This is a genomic window from Pseudomonas putida (assembly GCF_005080685.1).
Taxonomy (GTDB): domain Bacteria; phylum Pseudomonadota; class Gammaproteobacteria; order Pseudomonadales; family Pseudomonadaceae; genus Aquipseudomonas; species Aquipseudomonas putida_V.
The window spans coordinates 1,679,067-1,702,846 of sequence record NZ_CP039371.1; the positions used below are offsets into that span (position 1 = coordinate 1,679,067).

Annotated in this window: 16 protein-coding genes, 5 tRNA genes and 3 pseudogenes; 11 read left to right on the top strand and 13 right to left on the bottom strand. The window is 61.2% G+C overall.

What is annotated here, in order from left to right:
- Positions 1 to 97: 97 nt before the first annotated feature.
- The 4 genes and pseudogenes from E6B08_RS08030 to E6B08_RS08045 form a co-directional block, all read right to left on the bottom strand.
- Positions 98 to 205 (bottom strand): annotated as a pseudogene (locus tag E6B08_RS08030) (dioxygenase); the annotation flags it as partial.
- Between the two features lie 249 nt (positions 206 to 454).
- Positions 455 to 562: pseudogene (locus tag E6B08_RS08035) on the bottom strand (dioxygenase); the annotation flags it as partial.
- Between the two features lie 249 nt (positions 563 to 811).
- Positions 812 to 919 (bottom strand): annotated as a pseudogene (locus E6B08_RS08040) (dioxygenase); the annotation flags it as partial.
- Between the two features lie 250 nt (positions 920 to 1,169).
- On the bottom strand, positions 1,170 to 1,937 hold the full coding sequence (locus E6B08_RS08045; RefSeq protein WP_136913532.1) for a DODA-type extradiol aromatic ring-opening family dioxygenase: 768 nt from the start codon (positions 1,935 to 1,937) through the stop codon (positions 1,170 to 1,172).
- A 103-nt stretch (positions 1,938 to 2,040) separates the two neighbouring features.
- Here E6B08_RS08045 and E6B08_RS08050 point away from each other — a divergent pair, with 103 nt between their 5' ends.
- On the top strand, positions 2,041 to 2,691 hold the full coding sequence (locus E6B08_RS08050) for a thiopurine S-methyltransferase (RefSeq protein WP_136913533.1): 651 nt from the start codon (positions 2,041 to 2,043) through the stop codon (positions 2,689 to 2,691).
- Positions 2,692 to 2,792: 101 nt separating this feature from the next.
- Here E6B08_RS08050 and htpX read toward each other — a convergent pair whose 3' ends face one another.
- Positions 2,793 to 3,680, bottom strand: a complete 888-nt coding sequence (gene htpX / locus E6B08_RS08055; protein ID WP_136913534.1) for a protease HtpX — start codon at positions 3,678 to 3,680, stop codon at positions 2,793 to 2,795.
- Between the two features lie 289 nt (positions 3,681 to 3,969).
- Positions 3,970 to 5,181 carry a pyridoxal phosphate-dependent aminotransferase gene (locus E6B08_RS08060; protein ID WP_136913535.1) on the bottom strand — a complete coding sequence of 404 codons (1,212 nt, stop codon included), beginning with the start codon at positions 5,179 to 5,181 and terminating at the stop codon, positions 3,970 to 3,972.
- Between the two features lie 168 nt (positions 5,182 to 5,349).
- Between E6B08_RS08060 and msrB the strand changes: the two genes are divergently transcribed.
- Positions 5,350 to 5,751, top strand: coding sequence for a peptide-methionine (R)-S-oxide reductase MsrB (gene msrB, locus E6B08_RS08065; protein WP_136913536.1), 402 nt, complete (start codon positions 5,350 to 5,352; stop codon positions 5,749 to 5,751).
- A 2-nt stretch (positions 5,752 to 5,753) separates the two neighbouring features.
- Positions 5,754 to 6,242 carry a glutathione peroxidase gene (locus E6B08_RS08070; RefSeq protein WP_136913537.1) on the top strand — a complete coding sequence of 163 codons (489 nt, stop codon included), beginning with the start codon at positions 5,754 to 5,756 and terminating at the stop codon, positions 6,240 to 6,242.
- Here E6B08_RS08070 and E6B08_RS08075 read toward each other — a convergent pair.
- Positions 6,232 to 8,589 carry a response regulator gene (locus E6B08_RS08075; protein WP_136913538.1) on the bottom strand — a complete coding sequence of 786 codons (2,358 nt, stop codon included), beginning with the start codon at positions 8,587 to 8,589 and terminating at the stop codon, positions 6,232 to 6,234. The genes E6B08_RS08070 and E6B08_RS08075 overlap by 11 nt on opposite strands.
- A 182-nt stretch (positions 8,590 to 8,771) precedes the next feature.
- Here E6B08_RS08075 and E6B08_RS08080 point away from each other — a divergent pair, with 182 nt between their 5' ends.
- A complete protein-coding gene (locus E6B08_RS08080) occupies positions 8,772 to 9,659 on the top strand; it encodes an ATP-binding protein (protein ID WP_136913539.1) in 888 nt (295 codons plus the stop codon).
- Positions 9,660 to 10,142 carry a GAF domain-containing protein gene (locus E6B08_RS08085; protein ID WP_136913540.1) on the top strand — a complete coding sequence of 161 codons (483 nt, stop codon included), beginning with the start codon at positions 9,660 to 9,662 and terminating at the stop codon, positions 10,140 to 10,142.
- A 120-nt stretch (positions 10,143 to 10,262) separates the two neighbouring features.
- Here the strand turns inward: E6B08_RS08085 and E6B08_RS08090 are convergent, their stop codons facing one another.
- Positions 10,263 to 11,030 (bottom strand): hypothetical protein, encoded by a 768-nt coding sequence (locus tag E6B08_RS08090; RefSeq protein ID WP_136913541.1) that lies wholly within the window; start codon positions 11,028 to 11,030, stop codon positions 10,263 to 10,265.
- Between the two features lie 333 nt (positions 11,031 to 11,363).
- Between E6B08_RS08090 and E6B08_RS08095 the strand changes: the two genes are divergently transcribed.
- The 5 genes from E6B08_RS08095 to E6B08_RS08115 all read left to right on the top strand — a co-directional run bounded on the left by E6B08_RS08095 (position 11,364) and on the right by E6B08_RS08115 (position 11,927).
- Positions 11,364 to 11,439: transfer RNA gene (locus E6B08_RS08095), tRNA-Glu, on the top strand.
- A 4-nt stretch (positions 11,440 to 11,443) separates the two neighbouring features.
- Positions 11,444 to 11,519 (top strand) — tRNA-Gly (locus E6B08_RS08100).
- A gap of 92 nt (positions 11,520 to 11,611) precedes the next feature.
- Positions 11,612 to 11,687, top strand: a tRNA-Glu gene (locus E6B08_RS08105).
- Positions 11,688 to 11,690: 3 nt separating this feature from the next.
- Positions 11,691 to 11,766: transfer RNA gene (locus tag E6B08_RS08110), tRNA-Gly, on the top strand.
- Positions 11,767 to 11,851: 85 nt separating this feature from the next.
- A tRNA-Gly gene (locus tag E6B08_RS08115) sits at positions 11,852 to 11,927 on the top strand.
- 101 nt (positions 11,928 to 12,028) lie between these two features.
- Here E6B08_RS08115 and E6B08_RS08120 read toward each other — a convergent pair.
- From E6B08_RS08120 to E6B08_RS08140, 5 genes are all read right to left on the bottom strand, one after another.
- Complete coding sequence (locus E6B08_RS08120; protein WP_136913542.1) at positions 12,029 to 13,108, bottom strand: fimbrial protein; 1,080 nt, start codon at positions 13,106 to 13,108, stop codon at positions 12,029 to 12,031.
- 44 nt (positions 13,109 to 13,152) lie between these two features.
- Entirely contained in the window at positions 13,153 to 15,669 is a 2,517-nt protein-coding gene (locus E6B08_RS08125; RefSeq protein ID WP_238349293.1) for a fimbria/pilus outer membrane usher protein, read from the bottom strand.
- A gap of 236 nt (positions 15,670 to 15,905) precedes the next feature.
- Positions 15,906 to 20,186, bottom strand: a complete 4,281-nt coding sequence (locus E6B08_RS08130) for an RHS repeat-associated core domain-containing protein (protein WP_136913543.1) — start codon at positions 20,184 to 20,186, stop codon at positions 15,906 to 15,908.
- A complete protein-coding gene (locus tag E6B08_RS08135) occupies positions 20,183 to 21,058 on the bottom strand; it encodes a hypothetical protein (RefSeq protein WP_136913544.1) in 876 nt (291 codons plus the stop codon). The genes E6B08_RS08130 and E6B08_RS08135 overlap by 4 nt, the downstream gene beginning before the upstream one ends.
- A complete protein-coding gene (locus E6B08_RS08140; protein WP_136913545.1) occupies positions 21,022 to 21,579 on the bottom strand; it encodes a hypothetical protein in 558 nt (185 codons plus the stop codon). Before E6B08_RS08140 ends, E6B08_RS08135 begins: the two co-directional genes overlap by 37 nt.
- A gap of 311 nt (positions 21,580 to 21,890) precedes the next feature.
- Between E6B08_RS08140 and E6B08_RS08145 the strand changes: the two genes are divergently transcribed.
- Complete coding sequence (locus E6B08_RS08145; protein WP_136913546.1) at positions 21,891 to 23,717, top strand: hypothetical protein; 1,827 nt, start codon at positions 21,891 to 21,893, stop codon at positions 23,715 to 23,717.
- Positions 23,718 to 23,780: the final 63 nt, after the last annotated feature.

Consider the following 23,780-nt stretch of genomic DNA (forward strand, 5'->3'; position numbering starts at 1 on the left):
CCGCTCCCACAGGTACAGCACAATCCATGAAGTTTGCGCTGCACTTGTGGGAGCGGCCTTGTGTCGCGAAAGGGGCGCAACGCGCCCCCGGCAATTGTCAGTCGAACCGATAGATATCCATCCCCAGCGCCCCCAGGGTGAAGCCCTGGTGCACCACCGCGAACGGTGCCTGCTGCCGATAATCGAGCAACGCCGCCTGGTCATTTTCAAGGACACCCGCGTGGCTGGCAAGCAGCTGAAGCTGCGTCGCTACCGCGAGGATTGATCCTGGCGAAATGAAAAAATCCCCGGCCTAGGTCGGGGATTTTTTTTTGCCTGTGCCATTTTGGGTCTGCTCCGCAGCCCATCGCGACACAAGGCCGCTCCCACAGGTACAGCACAATCCATGAAGTTTGCGCTGCACTTGTGGGAGCGGCCTTGTGTCGCGAAAGGGCGCAACGCGCCCCGGCAATCGTCAGTCGAACCGATAGATATCCATCCCCAGCGCCCCCAGGGTGAAGCCCTGGTGCACCACCGCGAACGGTGCCTGCTGCCTATAATCGAGCAACGCCGCCTGGTCATTTTCAAGGACACCCGCGTGGCTGGCAAGCAGCTGAAGCTGCGTCGCTACCGCGAGGATTGATCCTGGCGCAATGAAAAAATCCCCGGCCTAGGTCGGGGATTTTTTTTGCCTGTGCCATTTTGGGTCTGCTCCGCAGCCGATCGCGACACAAGGCCGCTCCCACAGGTACAGCACAATCCATGAAGTTTGCGCTGCACTTGTGGGAGCGGCCTTGTGTCGCGAAAGGGGCGCAACGCGCCCCGGCAATCGTCAGTCGAACCGATAGATATCCATCCCCAGCGCCCCCAGGGTGAAGCCCTGGTGCACCACCGCGAACGGTGCCTGCTGCCGATAATCGAGCAACGCCGCCTGGTCATTTTCAAGGACACCCGCGTGGCTGGCAAGCAGCTGAAGCTGCGTCGCTACCGCGAGGATTGATCCTGGCGCAATGAAAAAATCCCCGGCCTAGGTCGGGGATTTTTTTTTGCCTGTGCCATTTTGGGTCTGCTCCGCAGCCCATCGCGACACAAGGCCGCTCCCACAGGTACAGCACAATCCATGAAGTTTGCGCTGCACTTGTGGGAGCGGCCTTGTGTCGCGAAAGGGGCGCAACGCGCCCCGGCAATCGTCAGTCGAACCGATAGATATCCATCCCCAGCGCCCCCAGGGTGAAGCCCTGGTGCACCACCGCGAACCTGTCCCCGGCCCCAAGGGCGAAGAACAGTGGCAGCAAATGCTCGTCACTGGGATGGTTGCGCACCGCGAACGGCGCCTGCTGCCGATAATCGAGCAACGCCGCCTGGTCATTGTCATCCAGCCGCTGCACCACCCAGTCCCGAAACGCCAGCGCCCAAGGCTCGATTACATCCGGCCCGGCATGCCAGTCCAGCTCGCCGAGGTTATGGGTGATGCTGCCCGAGCCGATCAGCAGGATGCCCTGGTCGCGCAAGCCTGCCAGGGCCTGCCCGACCTTCACCTGCAGGGTCGGCCCCAGGCGGCTTGGCAGCGACACCTGGATCACCGGGATGTCAGCCTGCGGGTACATCAACGACAGCGGCACCCAGGCGCCATGGTCGAAGGGCCGCTGCGCATCCAGGCGCGCCGGCAAGCCAGCTTCCTTGAGTCGCTCACTCACCTCGGCTGCCAGCCGTGGCTCGCCCGGTGCCGGGTACTGCACCGCGTACAGCGCCGCAGGGAAGCCGTAGAAGTCATGCCAGGTCTCTGGCTGCGCGGCGGCGGTCACCAGCAGCTCCTGGCTTTCCCAGTGCGCCGACACCACCACGATCGCCTTCGGTCGCGGCAGGGCATTGGCCAGTGCAGCCAGCGCCGGCCCGCTGGCTCCGGGTTGCAGGGCGAGCATGGGCGAACCATGGGAAATGAACAGGCTGGGGAGCATGGTAGCGGTCCTGAGGGTTTAAGATGTGATCATCTTCGGTCAGGTATCGATCGAAATCCAAATCAAGTTTTGCCCTTAATCCATCTAAAAATCGGGAGTGATCATGGAACCTGCGTTCTGGCAGAAGCGCTGGGCCGATAACCAGATCGGTTTTCATCGCGAAGACGTCAACCCATTCCTCGAGGCGCACTGGCACAAGCTGGCGCTGGCCCCTGGCGCGCGCGTACTGGTGCCGTTGTGTGGCAAGAGCGTGGACATGGCCTGGCTGGCGGGGCAGGGCTACCGGGTGCTGGGTGTGGAGCTATCGCGGCGGGCCGTTGAGGATTTCTTTCGCGAGCAAGGGCTGCAGGCCGAGGTCTTCGGGCAAGGTGCGTTCGAAGTCTGGCGTAGCGGTGAAGTGGAAGTCTGGTGCGGCGATTTCTTCGCCTTGCGGGCGCAGGATGCCGGCGATTGCTTAGGGCTATACGACCGGGCCGCGTTGATTGCCCTGCCGGTAGAAATGCGCGAACGCTACATGGCGCATCTGTCGGCGTTGCTGCCGGCGGGTTGCCAGGGATTGTTGCTGACCATGGATTACGACCAGCAGTTGCTCGATGGGCCGCCGTTTGCGGTGGCCGATGGCGAGGTGAGGCGGGGGTACGCTGGGGGTAATGTTCAGGTTCTGGATGAGCGGGAAGTGATCGGGGAGAGCCCGAAGTTCATCCAGGCTGGGGTGCCCAGTGTGGTGGAGCGGGTGTATCGGGTCGGTTTCTGAGTTTGTCTGTGCCGGCCCTTTCGCGCCGAACCGCCGCGAAAGGGCCGGAGCAGACGAAACAAGGGCGACCGAAGTCGCCCTTGTTCGCATCACTCAGCCAATCAACCGCGGCGGCGCAGGGCCTCGATGCGGTCTTCCAGCGGCGGGTGGCTCATCAGCAGGCCGGCCAGGCCATGCTTGAGGCCGCCATTGATGCCGAACGCCTTGAGGGTGTCGGGCATGTGCACCGGCAGGCCTTGCTCCACACGCAGGCGCTGCAGTGCGCCGATCATCGCGGCGGTGCCGGCCAATTGCGCACCGGCTTCGTCGGCGCGGTACTCGCGGCGGCGCGAGAACCACATGACGATGATGCTGGCCAGAATACCCAGCACCAGTTCGGCGACGATGGTCGCCACGTAGTAGGCGATGCCCTGGCCTTCTTCGTTCTTGAAGATCACCTTGTCGACGAAGTTACCGATGATACGGGCGAAGAACATCACGAAGGTGTTCACCACGCCCTGCACCAGTGCCAGGGTGACCATGTCGCCGTTGGCCACGTGGCCGATCTCGTGCGCCAGTACCGCACGCACTTCATCGGGCGAGAAGCGCTCGAGCAGGCCCTGGGACACTGCTACCAGGGCGTCGTTGCGGTTCCAGCCGGTAGCGAAGGCGTTGGCCTCGTAGGCCGGGAAGATACCGACCTCGGGCATGCGGATGCCGGCTTCGCGGGACAGTTCCTCGACGGTTTGCAGCAGCCACTGTTCGTGGCGGGTGCGCGGCTGGCTGATGATCTGGGTGCCGGTAGTCATCTTCGCCATCCACTTGGAGATGAACAGCGAGACGAGCGAACCGGCGAAGCCGAACACGGCGCAGAAGATCAGCAGGCGGCCAAGGTCGAGGTCGACCCCGTTGGCGGCCATGAACCCGTTGAAGCCGAACAGGCTCAGGGTAATGCTTGCAACCAGCACCACCGCGAGGTTGGTGGCTACAAACAACAGAATGCGCATCATGGTTGTCACGTTCTCCTGACGGAAGGGTTTGTTGCTTACTGCGGGGTATATAAGGGGCCGAAGGCGCGGATTCAATGCGCCGACTATTTCAAACTGTGTACGGCGGAGTATGGCAGAGGAAAAGGCGCACGCTGTGGGATAGAGCATTGCAGGATGTAAGAAACATCCGAGGAGGGGAAGGGGCTGCTTTGCAGCCCATCGCGGGCAAGCCCGATCCCACAGGATCACATCAACCTAGAGGGCACTGAGGTTCCTGTGGGAGCGGGCTAGCCCGCGAAGAGGCCGGTACTTACTGCGAATAGGTCCGCAGGAAATTACCGATCCGCCCGATCGCCGCTTCCAAGTCATCCACCCGCGGCAAGGTCACCACGCGGAAGTGGTCCGGCCATGGCCAGTTGAACGCAGTGCCCTGGACGATCAACAGCTTCTCCGACAGCAGCAGGTCGAGCGCGAACTTCTCGTCGTTGAGGATCGGGCACACCTTCGGGTCGATCCGCGGGAACGCATACAACGCCCCCATCGGCTTCACGCAGCTCACGCCAGGGATGTCGTTGAGCAGCTCGTAGGTGCGGTTGCGTTGCTCCAGCAGGCGACCCGGCGGCAGCACCAGGTCGTTGATGCTCTGGTAGCCGCCCAGTGCGGTCTGGATGGCATGCTGGGCCGGCACGTTGGCGCACAGGCGCATGTTGGCCAGCATGTCGATGCCTTCGATGTAGCTCTGGGCGTGGTGCTTGGGCCCGGAGATGATCAGCCAGCCGGAACGGAAGCCCGCCACCCGGTACGACTTGGACAGGCCGTTGAAGGTCAGGCACAGCAGGTCGGGAGCCAGCGAGGCGGTGCTGATGTGCACGGCTTCGTCGTAGAGGATCTTGTCGTAGATCTCGTCGGAGAACACCACCAGGTTGTGCTGGCGCGCCAGTTCCAGCATGCCCAGCAGCAGCTCCTTGGAGTACACCGCGCCGGTCGGGTTGTTCGGGTTGATGATCACCAGGGCCTTGGTGTTCGGGGTGATCTTGGCCTTGATGTCCTCCAGATCGGGGAACCAGTCAGCCTGCTCGTCGCACAGGTAGTGCACCGGCTTGCCGCCGGCCAGGCTCACGGCGGCGGTCCACAATGGGTAGTCCGGCGCCGGGATCAGCACTTCGTCACCGTTGTTGAGCAGCGCCTGCATCGACATGACGATCAGTTCGGACACGCCGTTGCCGAGGTAGATGTCCTCGATGGTGACGCCGGCGATTTCCTTCTGCTGGCAGTAATGCATCACCGCCTTGCGCGCGCTGAACAGGCCCTTGGAATCGCTGTAGCCCTGGGCGGTGGGCAGGTTGCGGATCACATCCTGGAGGATTTCGTCCGGCGCCTCGAAGCCAAACGGCGCCGGGTTGCCGATGTTCAGCTTGAGGATGCGATGGCCTTCCTCTTCCAGGCGTTTGGCGTGCTTGAGCACCGGGCCGCGAATGTCGTAGCAGACATTGGCGAGCTTGTTCGATTTGCTGAACTGCATGATGTGATCCCGATTGAGAATACGCGGTGCGCCGTCGTCGAAAGGTTTGAAAGGGCGAGGCGCGGGTGCCAGACTTGGAGCCTTGCACACGAAGCCAACTAATATACGTGCCGCCCGCGCCAGGGAAAAGACGGCGTGAGGTGAATTTCAGCCTGCCGAGGTACCCACATGCAAAAGATCGAAAAAACCCTGGAAGAATGGCGTGCGATGCTCGACCCGGCGCAGTACCAGGTCTGCCGCCTCAAGGGCACCGAGCGGCCGTTTACCGGCAAGTACAACAGCGAAAAGCGTGCCGGTACCTACACCTGTATCTGCTGTGGCCTGGCGCTGTTCGACAGCCGCACCAAGTTCGATTCCGGCTGCGGCTGGCCGAGCTTCTACGCGCCAATCGAGCAGAGCGCAATGATCGAGATCCGCGACACCTCCCACGGCATGATCCGCACCGAGGTCACCTGCGCCCAGTGCGACGCCCACCTGGGTCACGTGTTCCCTGATGGTCCGCCACCGACCGGCCTGCGCTACTGCATCAACTCGGTATGCCTGGACTTCACCCCGCGAGCCGAGGCCTGATCATGGCCAAGTCGCTGCAGGATATTGCCTGCGTCACCCTGGGCGGCGAGCATAAAAAGCTCGGCGACTTCCCCGGCAAGGCGTTGCTGGTGGTCAACACTGCCAGCCAGTGCGGCTTCACCCCGCAGTACAAGGGCCTGGAGCAGCTGTGGCAGCAGTACCGCGAACGGGGCCTGGTGGTGCTGGGTTTTCCCTGCAACCAGTTCGGCAAGCAGGAGCCGGGCGAGGCGCGGGACATCGCGCAGTTCTGCGAGCGCAACTTCGGCGTGAGCTTTCCGCTGTTTCGCAAGGTCGAGGTCAACGGCCCGGGTGCCCATCCGCTGTTCGTCGAACTCAAGCAACGGGCGCCGGGCCTGTTCGGCACGCAGAAGATCAAGTGGAACTTCACCAAGTTCCTGATCGACCCGGCCAGCGGCCAGATCAAGCGTTATGCGCCGAGCACCAAGCCCCAGGCCCTGGAAGCCGATATCCAGCGGTTGCTCAGCCGTTGAGCGGCACCCAGTGGTCGATCAGCGCCAGTAGCTCTTCGCGGCGAAACGGCTTGGCCAGGTAGTCGTTCATGCCCGCGGCGCGGCAGCGCTCGCGCTCTTCGGGCATGGCGTTGGCGGTGAGGGCGACGATCGGCAGGTCCGGCCAGCGGCCGCTCTGGCGGATCTGCCGGCTGGCTTCGTAGCCGTCCATCACCGGCATGTTGCAGTCCATCAGCACCATGTCGAACTCACCCTGTTCCAGCATCGCCAGCGCTTCGGCGCCTTGCGTGGCCAACTGAACCTGGCAGCCGAGCTTGGCCAGCATGCCCTTGGCCACCAACTGGTTGACCGGGTTGTCCTCCACCAGCAGTACCCGTGCACGCCCCGGCAAGGCCTCGCCGCTGGGGTTGGCCAGCGGGTGTTCAGGCTCGTGCCCTTGCAGCGTGCGGCGCAGGGTCTGGTACAAGGCATTGCGTGCCAGTGGCCTGGCCAGTTGATGCAGTGGCGCCAGGGCCGTCGATTGCTCGGCCGGGAGGAAGTTGCCATAGGCGGTCACCAGCAGGATCGGCGCGGTCACTGCCGGGCGCAGCTGGAACAGGTGGTCGAGGTCGTCGGTGATCAGCAGGTCGATTGTCTGGTCCGGTAACTCGGCGGGGCTGTCGAGGCGTTGGTAGCCCAGGCCCCAGCGTGGCAGCAGGTCGTGCAGCAGTTCATCGAGACCGCTGCCGGCCACGCTCAGGGCCGCCACCTGGCCGTGTAGCGTGGCCGGCGCGATGGCTTCGGTGTGCGGCAGCAATGGCAGTTCGGCGCAAAAGCGGCTGCCGAAGCCCGGTTCCGACTGAATGTGCAGGCGGCCTTGCATGGCCTGGCAGAGATTGCGGGTCAGGGCCAGGCCCAGGCCGGTGCCGCCGAACTGGCGGGTGATGCCGGCGCCGGCCTGGGTGAAAGGTTGGAAGATCCGCGCCTGGGCATCCTCGGGAATGCCGATGCCGGTGTCGCACACCTCCAGGCGCACACCGCCGACGATCGGCGCCAAGCGCACGTCCACGCGGCCGAAACGGGTGAACTTGAGCGCGTTGGACAGCAGGTTGCTGACGATCTGGCGCACCCGCGTGGGGTCGCCGAGCACGCTGCTGGGAAACCTTTGGGCCACGAAGCAGGTCAGCTCGACGCTCTGCGCGGCGTTTTGCGACAGCAGGTTGGCGGTGTCCTCGACCATGGCGCCCATGTCGAACGGAATGCGCTCGAGTTCCAGCTGCCCGGCATCGAACTTGGACAGGTCGAGAATATCGTTGAGCAACTCCACCAGCACCTTGCCCGAGTCGTGGGCGATCGACAGTTGCTGGCGTTGTTCGCTGGGCAGCGGGCTGTCCAGGGCCAGGGCGATCATGCCGAGCATGCCGTTGAGCGGGGTGCGGATCTCGTGGCTCATGTTGGCCAGAAACGCCGCGCGCGCCTGGGCCATGTCGAGGGCACGCTGGCGGGCGTCGTCGAGTTCCAGGTTGGACTGACTCAGGCGGCTGTTGCTGGCCTTCAGTTCGGTGGTGCGCGCCGAGACGATGTCTTCGAGTTCGTTGAGGTATTGGGTCAGGCGGTTTTCTGCAGTGCGCCGCTGCTGGATCTCGGTGGCCATGCTGACGAACTGCCGGTTGGCGGCTTGCACCAGTACGCCGATCTCGTCGTGCTCGTGGCCAGGTGGGCACTCCACGCGGTTTTGCCGGGGCTGGCGGGGATCGCCGCTGCTGAGGTCGGCGATGACCTTGACCAGCGGCTTGGTCAGCATGATGTAGAACAACGCCAGGAGGATGCCGGTGAGCACCAGGCTGCGGGCGAAGCCGTTGAGCAGGGTGACCCCGGCGCGGTCGAGGAAGCGGCTACCGAAGGCATAGGTGTCGACATCCAGGTACAAGGTGCCCAGGTAGTCATCGGGCATGTGCGAGAACGTCAGGCGTTCGCTGAACTGGCGTTGCTCGCCGAACAGGAAGTCGCTCAGCGGTCGGTAGCGGTCCTCCAGGCGCGGTCGCTCGACGTCGGCCAGCACCGTTTCATTGTTGTCGATCAGCCGAGCACGAATGATCGCAGGCGATTGCAGCAACCCGCGGGTCAGCTCCAGGGCCAGTTCCGAGTCGATGTTGTAGGCGATGCGTGAGGCCGGGGTCTGGCTGATTTGCAGCAAAGCCTGCACTTCGCGGTTGATGGACGCGTCTTCGCTGGCATAATCGATGCCGATCTGGATGAGACTGAGCAATGTTCCCAGGATGAAGCCGACCAGGACTGTCAACCGGGCTTGCTTGTAGGACAGGCGATTGGTGAACTTGATATCCATGGGTCCCGAGCCGGTTTCAACGCCCTTGCGCTGCGCAAGCATAGCCGATCAGCCCCGGCTGCTGGCGGGTCTGTCGCACATTCAGCCTTGATTGCTCAACCGGCTGTGCCGGCCCTTTCGCGGGTGAACCCGCTCCTACAGGACCTGCGCGATACCTGTAGGAGCGGGTTTACCCGCGAAGAGGCCGGTACAGCCGACTCGAATCTGAATTTACAGGAGTCGTCATGGACGCTCGCTTGAATGCTTTTCTGGAACGCGCCGAATCCGTACTGGCGCGTCTCGAACCCTTGTTGCCGGCCGTACGCCCGGACATCGACTGGACCACCACCCTGGCCGCGCGCTGGCAGCGCGATGGCCGCACGGGCTACCTGCTGCCGCTGGAAGTGAGCCTGGACATCCGCCTGAGCGACCTGATCGGCGTCGACAAGCAGCGTGAACAACTGGGCCGCAACACCCACCAGTTCATCAACGGCATGCCTGCCAACCACGCCCTCCTGTGGGGCTCGCGCGGCACCGGCAAGTCGTCGCTGGTGCGCGCCTTGCTGGCCGAGCACGCAGGTGCCGGGCTGCGCCTGATCGAAATCGAGCGCGACCACCTGGCCGACCTGCCGCGTGTCGTCGAACAACTGCAAAAACTGCCGCAACGCTTCATCCTGTTCTGCGACGACCTCTCGTTCGAAGCCGGGGAGGGCGACTACCGGGTGCTCAAGAGCGTGCTCGATGGCTCGCTGGAGCAGGCCCCGGACAACGTGCTGCTGTACGCCACCTCCAACCGCCGCCACCTGGTGCCGGAGAAAGAGAGCGACAACGAGAACTGGAAACGCGTCGACGGCGAGCTGCACCCCAGCGAAGCGGTGGAAGACAAGATCGCCTTGTCCGACCGCTTCGGCCTGTGGCTGTCGTTCTACCCGTTCACCCAGGAGCACTTCCTGAACGTGGTCGAGCACTGGATCGGCCAGCTGGCACGCCCTGCGGGCCTGAGATGGAGCCGCACTGAAGAACTCGACATCCTCGCCGTGCGCTGGGCCACCGGCCGCGGTAACCGAAATGGCCGTTGTGCCTATCAGTTCGCCCGCTATTGGGTCGGGCTGCAATTGTTGGAGCAAAAGTAAATGATCGACCTCAATGCCAGTGGCGCCGGCCTCGATGGCTACAGCCTGCTGGCCGCGCAAGTGCAGGCACTGTTCGCCGACGAGCGTGATTTCATCGCCAATGCCGCGCAGTTCTCGGCGTTTCTGTATAGCCAGGTCGATGACCTGAACTGGGCGGGGTTCTACCTCAATCGCAACGAAGAGCTGGTGCTCGGCCCGTTCCAGGGGCAAGTAGCTTGCGTGCGCATCCCGTTCGGCAAGGGTGTGTGTGGTGCGGCTGCGGCCAGCCGGCAGACCCAGCGGGTCGAGGATGTGCATGCCTTCCCGGGGCATATCGCTTGCGACAGCGCCTCGAACAGCGAGCTGGTGATTCCGCTGGTGAAGGCGGGCAGGTTGGTTGGTGTGCTCGATCTGGACAGCCCGAAGCTTGCGCGTTTCAGTGAGGCCGATCAGGTGGGGTTGGAGCGGTTGGCGGCGATCTTTTTGGAGTTGACCGACTGCTGATAGTCGGTTGATGTTACCGGCCTCTTCGCGGCTAAAGCCGCTCCTACAGGGGACTGCGCTGCACCTGTAGGAGCGGCTTTAGCCGCGAAGAGGCCGGTAGCCTCAGCCCAAAACCCGGGATCAGTCGTAGATCACCCGCTTCTTCCAGGTTTCGTCCTCATCGGTCTTGAGCCCATCGGTCAATTCGTTGTGCTCATCCGCCGCCGGTTCCATTTTGTCCAGCACCTGGGCATTGGCCCGCGCCAGCAATTTTTCCAGATACCGCAGCTGCTCTTCATACTGCTTGGGCTCAGGCTGCTTGCGCAGGTACTGCACGCCCCGCTCGAACGCCAGCCGCGCCTGGCCGGGTTGTTCCTGTTGCAGGGCCTGCTGGCCAAGGTTGTTGAAGAACTCGATATGCAGCAGCACCAGGATATGGCGGATCTCCTTGACCCAATGCTTGGCCTCCTGGGTATTCAGAAAACCTTCCTGGTTGGCCCGCACGATCTGGTTGTGCAGGGCTTCGAGCAAGAAGCGCACATCCTTGGCCTTGGCCTCGGTCTGGATCGGGCTGGGCGGGTTGTTGACCGGGATCTGTTCCCCCTTGGCGATCAGTCCCTCGATTTCAGCGATGCGCGCCTTGAGGTCGCCGCTGTGCTTGTCCAGCGCCAACTGGCGCTGGTTGAGGTTCAGTTCCAGGCGGGTCAGCAGCAGCTTCAATGCCGGGGTCATGAACTGGCCGGGGAAGGTTTCGGTGATTTCGCCACAACGGCGCAGGCGGTCGGCCAGCTCGACCTTCAGGCGCGCACGTTCCAGCTTGCCGTTTTCGACCACGTTGTTGAGGTAGCCGATCACGATCAGCAATGCGATACCCGCCACGATGAGCAGTGTGATCAGAAGTGGTGTCACCGTTTACGCCTCGTCAAAAGGTTCTGCATATAGAGTGTAGGAGCCCGCGTGCTCGCCAGAAGCCCGTGCAGGCAAATCTATGCTGGTATCGGCAAGCGGCCCGATAACTGGATGGTGGCACATTAATGCCGAGATGCCGTCAGAAAATCAACGCCAATCCTCGGGCGCGATCGATAAGCCCCCGCCACACTGCCCGAAGTCATTGATTTAAATAAATTTCTACAAAAGGGTTGACGACCCGGTAAGGCATCCATAGAATGCGCGCCACTTGCAGCGTAAAGCGCACAGCTAAATGCCGCAGGGAGTGAAAGCAAGCAGTAATGCTTGTAGCGTGTCCCCTTCGTCTAGTGGCCTAGGACACCGCCCTTTCACGGCGGTAACAGGGGTTCGAGTCCCCTAGGGGACGCCAAATTGCGGGAATAGCTCAGTTGGTAGAGCACGACCTTGCCAAGGTCGGGGTCGCGAGTTCGAGTCTCGTTTCCCGCTCCAGTTTCTCCGGCAACGCCTAGCGGCGGGGCAGGAAAAGAAAACCCAGTCTGAATCGTGAGGTTCATGTGCTGGTGCACTGAAAAGTGTCGTGTGTCCCCTTCGTCTAGTGGCCTAGGACACCGCCCTTTCACGGCGGTAACAGGGGTTCGAGTCCCCTAGGGGACGCCATTTGCGGGAATAGCTCAGTTGGTAGAGCACGACCTTGCCAAGGTCGGGGTCGCGAGTTCGAGTCTCGTTTCCCGCTCCAGTTTGAATACTGTGGCGTCTATGCGGTGCAGTGGTGGTGAAGGTCTTAATGGCGCTTCACGCCGAAAGTGGTAAAGCTTCACAATGCGGGAATAGCTCAGTTGGTAGAGCACGACCTTGCCAAGGTCGGGGTCGCGAGTTCGAGTCTCGTTTCCCGCTCCAAATATAGAACGCACCAAAGAATCTCAAGATTCCTTGGTGCGTTTTTTTTCGTCAGTGCGTTAGGGCGCAGGCGCATGGCGATCAAGCCATGGCCAGCCTACTTAGCGGTATTCGATCGTGAAGTTCAACGCGCCCTTGGCCTCGCCTGGTGTAACCACCGCTTCGGTCTGATAATACCGTGCACGAAGGTCTAGGCGGGTGATGCCGGGGGTCAGAGGCACCATATCCACGAACGCTTCCAGTTCCAGTGGGGTATTGTCACTGCGCAGCACCTGGATGCCGATCCCGCTGGCGGTCGAGTCCGTGGTCAGGGTGAACAAACCCAGGTTTCGGTCTATCGACACCGAGCCGTCCACGCCATCCAGGCGCATGAAGGCGCGGGCAATGCTGCTTCCCGGGTCGTCCTCGCAGTCGTTGAGGGTGATGTAAAAATCAACCGGGTCGGTTGTGGTGCCTGGGCCCTTTAAGTCGGCAACATCATGGTTTTTAAGTTGTACTGGGTTGGCGCTGACTGCGTCGGCTCTGAGCGTACACTGGGCCTGTTGAACCTGCCCGCTCAGGTTCAGCCTGACAGCATCCCCCACATCGCTGACCACGCCACTGGCGATCTCTTGGTTGAATGAACTGATGCCAGCGGGGATAGGGCCGGTCTTGATCAAGGCCATGTACTTGATGGTGAGATTGCGCATCTCCATGAACGTGGGTGTCATGTTCCGTTGGTTTTCACCGATATAAGGGACGGCGCCGATGCCCCCGTCGTCTGCCTGGAATGTATTGCTCGCCACGCCGTTGAGGAAACCGCCTAATTCCAGATACAGGCCTACACCCGGAATATTGGTCTTCAGCACTTTGCCTGTGACAGTCTTGCCGTCGACAGGGGGGAAGTCGCCGGGATCCCTAGCTAATGGCGTCTTCATGTCGGCTGTCAGTCGCCTTGACCCATCGTTGTCGCACTTCAGGATCAAACCGGGGCCGGCCAATGAAGTGGTACTGACGGAGTAGATCTTGGTACCCACTGGCGCATCGCGTGCCACCCACCTTGCGCCAAGGTCGTGCTTGAATTGCATAGGGCCTGATGCCCCTGGCCACTCGCAGCCCGCGATGGCATGGGCTTGGCTTGACAGTGTCAACATCGCTGCGGCGGTGGCGATGCTGAGGAAAAAGCGTGAAAAAGGGGGCATGGTCGGTTCCTGATGCAGGCACCCGGCGTTGGCGCACGGGCGGGTCATGGGGTAGGGCAGCGCAAGGTCTGCAGGCGATAGCCTTGTTCTTCTGGCATGCTTGCCGGGTCGATTGGCAACAGGCAGCGCTGCTCGGCACGGTCGCCCCAGCGTGCTTCCAATGTTTGGGGCTGAGCATCCGTTGCAACCAACGCCTGGCCCGCCTGGCCCACTACCGCCAGGTGTTCGCCCTGCTGGTCGTTGATCTGGGTGCCGAAGGGCAGCGGGCGGCCGTCGGCATGTTGCAGGGTAAGGATCAGGCGGCTGACCTGGCGTGCCTTGAAAGTTGCCAGGGCGACTGCGCCGCGGCGGGGTACGACTTGGGTCGCTCCGTTTTCGATTTCCACGTCCGGGCCAAGCTGGTCGGTTTGCAGGGTCACCTGGTTGACCCGGTAGGGGCGCATGTGCGATGCCAGGATGTAACCGCTGCCGTCGGTGCTGCCGCCGGGCACGTTGTCTACGCCGACGCCGGGCACATCGGGCACGTGCACCAGTGCCGTGGTTTCGCCCAGGTATTGCCCCAGCACGATGCCGTCGGCGTGCGCCAGCACCGCGCCACTGGCATTGACCGAAACGCTGCGGTAGTCGTCCGCTTCGGTGTAGCCGGCACCCACGTTTACCTTCTGCGTCTGGTAACCCATCGATACCGAGGCGGTCTTGTGTTGTCGCTCGTCGTTGGCCAGCGATGCCAGGTAGCTCAGCCGGTTGTCCTGTGAGCCGCCGTTCAGGGTGGCGCGTTCGCTGAAGTGGCCGTTGCTTTCCTTGACATCGAAGCCGGCGGTGGTCGAGGAGCCCCCATCGAGCGGGATGGTGAACCCCAGGCCAACGATACGGTCGCTGCTGCTATCGTTGCTCAACGACTGCGAGGCATACAGGTTGATGCTGACCCGGCGGTACTGGGTATTGAATTGGAACTGGTACTGGCGGCGTTGCCTGTTGCTGTGCCAGTAATCGTCCTGGGACAGGGTCAGGCTCAGTGAGTTGCGGTTGCCGAACGCCTGGTAGATCGAACTCTCCAGACGGCTGCGGCGGCTGCCCTGGTAGCGGCTGGAGGCGTTGCGCTGCTGCACGGCTTCGTCGAATTCGCGATAGCCTTCGGTGGAGTAGCGGTAGCCGGCGAAGCGTAGGCTGGTGCCGGTCTGGAATGCTTTGCCGTAGCGTACGGAGTAACTCTGCCCCTGTACCTGGCCGCCTTGTTCACCCAGGTCGGTGCGGGCTTGGGTCATGTCCAGCGACACTGCGCCGAGTGTGCCGAAGTCACGCGCAACGCCGATGTTGGCGGCGTTGTAGTACTCGCTGCCGAGCAGGCCGCCGTACAGCGTGGTGCCCCACTTGCCGCCACGGGCCAGGGTAGCTTGCCACAGTGCAGGGTCATCGATGCCGTCGGCGACATCGTAACGCCCGACAACCAGGTTATAGCGCCACACGCCTTCGCGCAGCAGGTTGCTGAGGGTGGAGTAGGGCTGGATGAAGCGGCGAACCTGGCCATCGGCCTCGGTGAGGACGATTTCCAGGTCGCCACTGCTGCCGCCGATACCCAGGTCATTGATTTCGTAGGGGCCGGCGGCTACGTAGGTAGAGTAGATGGGATAGCCGTTCTGCAACACCTCGAGTTTGGCCCGGGTTTGGGCCACGCCACGGATGACCGGCGCATAGCTTTGCATCACATCGGGCAGCATGCCCATGTCGGTGGCCAGCTGTACCCCCTTGATGGGGAGGCTGCGGAATACATCGCCGTTGCTGAAGGTTTCGCCCAGTGTCAGCGTGCCCCACTGGCCGGGCAGGTCATGCTGGGCGTAGGTGTTGAAGTGGGCCCAATCCTGGCCTTTGCCGTCGTCGCGCCAGCTCTGGCTGCTGCGCAGGCGCCAGCCGCCCAGGTTGATACCACTGTTCAGGTACAGGTCCTGGCTGCTTCGGGAGTTGCCAGTGGCACCGCTGAAGTGCTGCGCGGAGGCCTGGTAACTGACGAATGCGGCATTGATGCCAGTGTCCCAGCGTTCTGGCGCGACGCTGCCGGCCACATCGCGGCGCAAGGCGATCTGCGGGATCGACAGTGCCAGCTGGAGCTGGCCAGGGTCCAGGTCGTAGGTGGCATCTGGTACCAGCGCGGGCAGGTCGACACAGCGCTCATCACTGGGCAACGGCTCGGCCAGGCCCTGTTCGCTCAGGCCCAGTTCGCGCAGCAGGCTGGCGCTGAGGCAGGGCTCCAGGCCCTTGCCGTCGCTGCGCTCACGGAAGTCGATTTTGTGCCGCCCAGCTGGGGCCAGGTTGACCGACACCTCGACCTGGTAGCGGCCAGGCGCCAGGGTTGCTTGTGCGGCCAGGGTGTTCAGGGCGGCGGCGCTGGCGTCGCTGGATTGGCCTGGGGCTTGGCGCATGAAGTTGGGGTTGAACTTGACTGAACGCTCATCGGCAAAGTTCGGGGTAATAAAGAAAAACAGCAGACCACAACTGGCCACGAGTAGTGCTGGAGGCGAGCCGGGACGCATCGGTAACTTCCAACGCCGGGTGGGGTTAAGCATAATTAGGCACCTTCGGTATATTTTGCGACCAGGCCTGTTTGTCGCACAGTACTAGCGTTGATCTGCTAGTTTGGATAAGGAATTTTCGCGAATAATACGGATGCCGTGCCAAGGTTTGTGTAGGACAAATCTGATGGTTGCCACGAATAGTCGACAGTGGTGTGCGTTAGAAATTTCCGTGAAGACGACCTTTTCAGGGGGCGCCTTCAGGAACGGTTTATTACAGCGCTGTGCATCTATACGAATTTACCTCTAAAAGGGATGTAGTTATATATGTTTGTAATTTTCCAGTTTCCGTCCGGTGTTTTTTCATTAGCCCCTATAGCGCTCCCCCAAGCCTGTTGGGAGGACGGACTTTTGGGGGTAAGTGCTGATACTGAGGTTTGTTTAGTTATGCTGCTGCTTGGGCCCTGAATTGCAGGGCTAGGACTGTCATCAATAAAGAGCGGGTTATCATGCACTACACCTTTTTTTCCTGGCGGTATGACATCCCAATCTAACTCCGGCGTCACACTTGAAGTCATGTTAGATGGGGGGGGCAATGTAGCTTCTTTTACTGGGCTTACTGTTACTGGCCCGCGGGTTGGTTTGATGGCTCGGGCAATCGGACGAATAGAGGTACCTACTCCTACACTGGCTGTATCGGTCGCCGTTTGTGTGCCGATGCTCATGCCCTTACCTGCCCCCTTCGCCCCAAACCTGCTATATCCGACGATCCCCAAGGTACTCAACGCACTGGCAATCCCAAGCCAGAACGCCCAATCTGCTGCCGCTTCGCTACCGCTCACCAGTGCGCCCGCGGAAACCGCCGTGGCGGCCACGTCGATGGCGAGGCTGCCGGCCCCGAGCGCGAAGGCCGCAGTCAGGCCCACCGGGGGTAGCAGGAGGAAGCTGACCACCGCAAATACCGCGCCCAGGGCAACGCCAAACCAGGCGCGCCAGTCCGCCTTGGGCTTGGGTTGTGGTTTGGGTGGGATGTACGGGGCTTCGGTGCTGTGCCGCACACCGTAGTGGCCGCTGGGGTCGTACCAGTTGACCGGGTTACCGCGACAGTAGGTATAGGGGTTGATCCCGGCAGCTTCCGGCGCCGCCGCATCGGGGCTGTGGAAGCGCATCAGCCCGGGGTTGTAGGCACGGTAGCCACGTCCCAGCAGCGACCAGCCCAAGGCCCGTTCGCGGGCTTCGCCGTTGAAGCCGAGCAGGCCCACCAGTTGGTCATTGTCCGGCGAGTCGCCATAGGCGGTGTATGACACCTCGTGCAGGTCGTCGCGGCTGCATTCAGCCAGCACGCTGTTGGCCGCATCGGTCACGAACAGCCGGTTGTCTTCGGTTTGCGCCGGGCGTTGCAACCCCAGTGGGCGGTCGCCAGCGTACAAGTACTCTGTCAGCAAATCCGCTTCGCGTGTGCTGCTCACCCGATAGCCCTGGTAACGTCGCAGCACTTCCGCTGCGTCTTCATGGCGTACGCCGATCAGGTCGTTGTGGCCGTCATAACGGTAGCGGTAGAGGGTTTTTGCGTCGCTGGCACGTTGTACTTCGCTCAAGCGGCCGTGATCGTCATACGTCAGCTGATTCCCCCACTCATCGTTCAGCAGGTTGCCGTCGGCGTCATGTTCGAAAGCCTGGCTGGCCAGGTAATCGGGCTGCAGCGTGTGCTCCGCCTTTTCCAGGATGAAGCCGTCGTAGGTATAGAACGCGTCGTCCGTTTCGCCGTCAGCGAAATCGGTGTAGCACTCAGTGAGGTTGTTCAGTGCGTCATAGACGAAAAACTGGTTGCGGATAGCCCGCCCAGCGGCATTGCGTGGCAGGGTAGTGCCTTCGCATGCATGGTTCTCCAGGCGGTCGAGGGTGTCGTAATCGAATGTTTCCAGCAGCACCTGTTGGCCATCACAAGTGAGCGTGCGGGTATGCAGTTGGTCATCCTCTCGCCAGGTCAGCGAGAGGCTTTGGGTGAGCGTTGAGCCATCCTGTCTGGTCAGGGTTTGCTCGCGTTTTTCCTCCCGGCCGAGGCTGTCGTAAGTCTGCACGCACAACACCATCTGCTGGTTGACCCGGTCTTCGGTAGTGGTCTTCCACGGTCGGCCGGCGCTGTCGTACTCGAAAGTGGCGACGAGATTGCCACTGGTGATGCCTTCTACTTGGCCCAAGGCATTGTAGTGGTGGCTGACTTGTGTACCGTCACTGTCGGTATAACCTAATGGCAGGCCCTGCAGCGAGTTGCGGTATGTGCAGCGGTAACTGGCGGCGTTGTTGTCCTGCCATTGCGTTTCCTGCAAGTAACCTTGGTCAGTGTACGAATAGCTGCGTGTGCCCTGTTCGTCGGTGGCGGTACTGATGGCTGAGGTTTTGGGGTCGTAACCAAAGGTTGTGCTGAGTGACTTCACCTCGATGCGTTCAGGTTGTGCCGAGCGGGTGGGGCGATAGTGGTAGGTGAAGGTGCGGTTTGCCGCCGTGCTGCGTGTTTCTACCAGTGAGGTGTTGTCCTTGTACTCGTAGGTTTCCTGCTGCGGGCCAGCCGCCATGGATTTGAGGCGTTCGAGGCCATCGTATTCACGGTGCCAGGCGAGGGTGGGTTCGGTATCTTTACGCGGCTCGATCAGCAATTGCTCGGCCAGCGCGGCAGGGCTGTGCAGCGCGAACTCGCTGAGTACTGCCGATCGGTCTGGGCGTTCGCAGCGGGTCACCCGCCCTTCGGTATCGTACGCGTACTGGGTCACGCGCTCGGCAAACGACGTGAACACGTGGGCCGAGCCTTTCTTGAGGCGTTGTGGCGGCTTTGCGCGTTCACCCGTCAGGTTCACCTGGCGTTTCTCGCTGGTGCAGCGGCCAAGGCCATCGTAAAAGAAGTCGTGGCGGCCAACGACCTTGCCTTTCTCGTCGAGGCGGTACTGGTAATTCAACTTGTCGAAGCGGTTGCTTGCGCTGACCTGCTGCAGTTGGCGAACGCCTGGTTTGTCGGGCGTTTCGATCCAGCGGGTGACCATGTCGCCCTCTTCGCCGAAGGGCGAGTGTTCACTGTGCTGGGTAACGCCCGTCGGCAACGTGGTCTTGCACAACCGCCCCCAACCGTCGTATTCAAAGCTGGACGTCAGCGTCAGGGTTTTATCGTCGTAGTAGTCGAATGTGGTTTCTTCGCTCAACTGCCCCAGTTCATCGTAGGTATGCTGGGCAACGCGTTTGCATTGGCGTTTCTTTTGCGCACTTTGCGCGGCATCCGGCAGCTCCGTTTCGCGTTCTTCGATCACCACCCGGTTACAGCCATCGAATGTAAAAATGCTGACTACCCCGGTACTGCTCGTAACCCACTGCCTGGCTTGGCCCGCAACCCCCTGCTCGGGGTGGGTGGCCAACGCGTAGGCATGGGTGATGGTGACTTCATCCTCCCCCATGCCGGGAGCGACGATCTCTTCCACCAACCGGGCCAGCGAGTCGTAGCGGTAGCGGATGTCGTTACCGAAGTCGTCCTGTTCGAACACGCTCTGCCCATGCAAGGCAGACGTCGCCTGGCGCGTGGTCTTCTGCACCAGGTCGAAACCGGTCAGGGTCTGCTGTGTCCAGTATTCGAGGCCATGTTTCGGGTCGGTGATCTTCTCGTAGTACCAGTCGATGCGGGCGGTGCGGCTATCAATGGCTCTGCGCAGCGGGTTTTCGGTTTCTGCGCCATAACGCGTGGTGGTCTGATAGCTTGGGCGGCCGTGCAGGTAGGCGTTTTCGGGTTTGTTCAGGTATGCCCGCTCCACCCGTATAAGCAGCTGTTCGGCTTCTGATGGCAGGTTGGGGTCGCGAAGCTCTACCACTTGCTCTTCGGTTGGTGCCAGCCAGTCGGCCGCATCGTCAGGGTGGCCCAGCGCCGGCATGGCCTTGTAACTCAACCGGGTACGTTGGACGGGTGCGCTGTCGGGCTGGTCTGGGGCGGGATAAACGGTCTTGCTCTTGAGGTTGCGTACAAACCCCTGCGGGTCGGCCGGGCAGCTCAAGGAGGCGCCGCTCTCACCGTCCTTGCCGTAGTACTCATAGGTGGTACGCACACCATTAGGGTTCACTTCCTCGATGATATTGCCGTAATCGTCATACCGGGTGGTTGCGGTTTCCAGTCGCAGTTTGCTGGCATCATCAGCCATCTTCCAGCGTTTGGTGATGATGTGGGGCAGTTGGAAATAGGCGGGCTGGCGTTCGAAATCGGCGCCGAGGTTTTCATGGAAGCATGTTTCGGTTTCTTCGATGTGGCCATCCTGCTCGAGCGTTTGCAGCGTCATCAGGTGGTAGCGGTTGAACGTCTGGGTCTGCTTGCGCACCACCTTGTCGCCTTTCCAGTAGTGGGCGGTGACGCTGTAGCGGTAGCTACTGTCGGCCCGATACAAGTTGTCCAGGCCATCGTCGCGCCAACTGATGCCGCTATTGTTGCCGACAAAATTGTTTGCCTTGTAGATGCCTTCACCCTGGTCGAAATGGGTATAGGTGTAAGTTGTCTTCAGTGGCGGCTGATCGGCGCGAGGTTTGACCACATGGCTGGTCACCCGTGGCAGCGCCCTGGCGGGTTGAGTGCCGGGCAGGATATGGCCCTGGTCGCCATTTTCACCGTAGTTGATCTCTCCACGCTGCCCTGTGGGGTCATGACTTTCTTCAGGCTGGTCTGGCCGTTTGCCGTGGTGTATTCGAAGCGCCAGTTGCCCCCTAGCTCCGGCGGCAGCGCTACCTCCACCAGCGACCTGTTTTTCAGCTCCAGCCTGTAGCGCAAGAACGGTTGGCCATCGTCGCCGGCACGCGGATGCACATCGACCGTCACAAGGCCTTCGGTGTAGTCCAGCTCGATCAGCGGCACGCCGCTGCCATCGACGATGCGGGTGAGTCGCCGGGTATCCGGGGTGTAGCTGAGCGTGAGGGTATGGCCGGAGGGTGATTGCACTTGGGAAGGTAGCGCGATGGGACGGGTATCACCGTAAACACTCAGAATTTCCACCAGGCCGGACTTGTGCACCACGCGATACTGTTGCTTGTCGCCCTCGCTGTCATCGTGGAAGTGAAAACTGTCGATTTTCTTTTCCTGGATGGCAGGTTGTGGGCCGCTACCCGTCACTTTGTAGCTTTCGCCGGTATGCAGGGTGAGCATTCTCGAGCCCGGCACATATTGAGTCAGTGCCAAGTCCCAGCCTTTGCCAAAACCCGAATCCTCGTCGTTGAACGGGCTAAATGCCAGGCGCAGCGGCAGATTGGGGCCGGTCAGGTCATTGCCGGTGGGGGCATTGAGGTCGATGCTCAGGGTGTACTGACCGGTTCGTTGGTCGACATGGTTCTGCACGAAACTTTGAAAGTTGGTGGCGTTACTGTGTACCGCGCTTGAGCTGGCCATGTTTATCGGCTCCCCGCAGAGGTGGTGACCTTGATGCATGCGAGCTTGCCCTGCTGGATCGGGTCCCCTTTAGCGCGAACCTTGAAGCCGCGACTGAGTGCGGAGCTATCAAGGCCGCTATTTGTCAGGTAACTCGAGTAGGTCCAGATTTTGTCAATGCCGAGTTTTTCCAGCGAAGCGTTGGCCCGGGTCGTTTCGAGTTCGATCCACGCGCTGCCTTCTTTTTCGCAGCGGTCATTGTCAGTGAGCAGGAATGTGGTCGCGATAGGCACGTTGCGAATGCGGATCGAATGCGGCTCGATGGGGGCGCCTTCGACTTCGGGGCAGGTTTGTTCGGGCTTCAGGGTCTGTGTCGCGCCGCTACCCAGTACGGGCAGGTCGAACGAGCAGGCTGGCTCTGTGGAGTTATCCACGGTTTGGTACAGGGCGAGGGTGGGCTTAGGGTCGGCGCTGGTGAGCTCACTGTTTGCAATGGCAAAGGGTGCCACCAGGCCTAGCAGCAGTGGTGCGCTCAGCATTAATTGTTTGACAGTGTAGGTGCGGTAATGGAGTCGTTTCATTTCAAGAGATCCGTGCCATGGATGCTGGAACAGGCGAATACTTGCGTTTTCCGCCTAGTTGAAGTGCATGTTCACTGATCGCAGGTTATTTAAGTTTCATCGTTGCCGCACCTGTCAAAAATACCAGGTGGTGTTCAGGGGCATGGGGTAAATTTCAAGCATGTACGTTTCAATGCGGTATTGTCACCTGGCAAATTTGTCAGGTATGGCAGAGCATGCCAAATGTACGCTACCTGGTATTTCTGTCAGTAGTCAGCTTCAAGAGGGTGACGTAAAACTGTGAGCATCTTTAGCCCATCGGGACTTTGCTCATGGCCTCCAAATTACGAGACACCACAAGGCCCAATCAGCAGGCAGCTGCCTATCCCGCTCCTGACATTCCGCTGCGCAACGAGTATGGCGAAATCGATGTCGAGGCGTTGAAAGACGCGCCTTTGGAGATGGTCATCAAAGGTGATCATATAAAGTTTGGCAACGAGGTATACCCTGTTTGGCGCGGCGCGGCTGTAGATGGCGAGCCTTTCGACGAACTCAATGCGGTGGTCGAAGTTCCGGTTGATTATGATCCTGACGTGGGCATTACCGCCTACGTCTCCAATCGGTACGTTAAACCTTATCAGGGAGGCTCGGCATTTTTATCTTATAAAGTGGACGGCATGGACGAGAATACACCGGACTCTGAACGGGTCTTTTGTTACTTGGGCTTGCGCGAGCGCGGCGGCTTTGAAACGTTAGCGGTGGCGCAGGCCCGTGAGTCCCATGATCGTGTGATTGTCACTACGGATCTGGCGACCGAAGGCGTCAGCCTCCTGGCACCGCGTTACCAGGCGATCCAGATTGGCGACAGTGTCGAACTGCTGATGAAGGGGTTCAACGCTTCAGGCGATCCAGTACCCGAGCATAGCGAGGTTCATGCAGTGACTGCGGCCAACCTTGCCGAGCCATTGCAATGGCAGGTGGCCAAGTCGCATTTCATGCGTGTGCGAGGTGGGCGGGCAGAATTTCATTACGAGGTCACGCTGGCCGGCGTTGGCGGCACGCTGACCTCTCCTGTGCAAACGTTCGCAGTCGACAGCGCGTCGGCCCCTGCCGACCGGCTTGCTGTGGCTGAGATCGATGGTTCTACAGGTGCGCCCCTGGACCCAGGCATGTTCCCTGACGGGGTTACGGTGCGTGTGCCTGTATACCCAGGTATTCAGCCAGGTGACTTCTTGCTGTTGTACTGGCACAGCCCTGGGCAGCCCCAACCGGTGGCGCAGTTCGCACGCATGGATGTGAGCTGCCTAGAGACGAATGAAATCGTCTTGCATGTCAGCGCCGACCTGCTGGTGCAGGGCGAGCACAACGTGATTTATCAGTTTGCGCGCACAGGCGATGCATTGACGTCAGAACCGCTGCGGGTCGAGTTCGAGGCACCGCGCGCACTTGCAGCGCCCGCCATTGAGCGAGCGACTGAGGATGGACCGGGCAGGCAGCAGCTTGCCGCTGGCGATGCGCTGCTAGGTGCGTACGTGACCGTGCCCGATGTCGAGCTGCGCCCGGGTGAAAACTTCGAGGTCCATTGGTGGGGGTATGAGAAAGGCGGGCGGCAAGTCACCGACACCCCGGAGACGGCCGGGGGCCGCCGTTTCAAGATAGACCCTGGCGTGGTGGCGGCGAATATGCACCAACCACTGGATACCGAGGGCAGGCGGTTCGAGGTGTTCTACCACATCGTCGACGAGCACGGTGTGCGTTCGCAGCCGTCTGCGGCTGTGAATCTGCGTGTCGTTCCAGTGAGCCTCGGCAGTACTATCAACTGCCGGGAAGCCGATGCCGTTGGCGATCTTCCCCAATCGAGGTTAGGTCCCAACGGTGCTTTGCTCGCCGTCACGGGAGGAACCGGCCTGTGGGCATTCGCCGCGCAAGGCCAACCTTTCACCATCGCCGTCGAAAATATTGCTGTCCTGCGTGATGCAACACCCATTACAGCGATGGAGCTGAGAGCCGTAAGAGTCGAACAGTGGCTGAGCCGCGCAGTTTACGACCAGATGGAAGACAACAAGCAGCATACCGTCTCTGGAACAGTCAGTTTCGATCAAGGCGATAGTTGGCACGCCCTGACGCCCCTTCGACTGACGCCGAAGAAATCGACTTGAGCCACGACGCATTCTGTTATGGCGGCGTTACACACGGGCCGAGTGGCATCGCTCTCTCGGTCG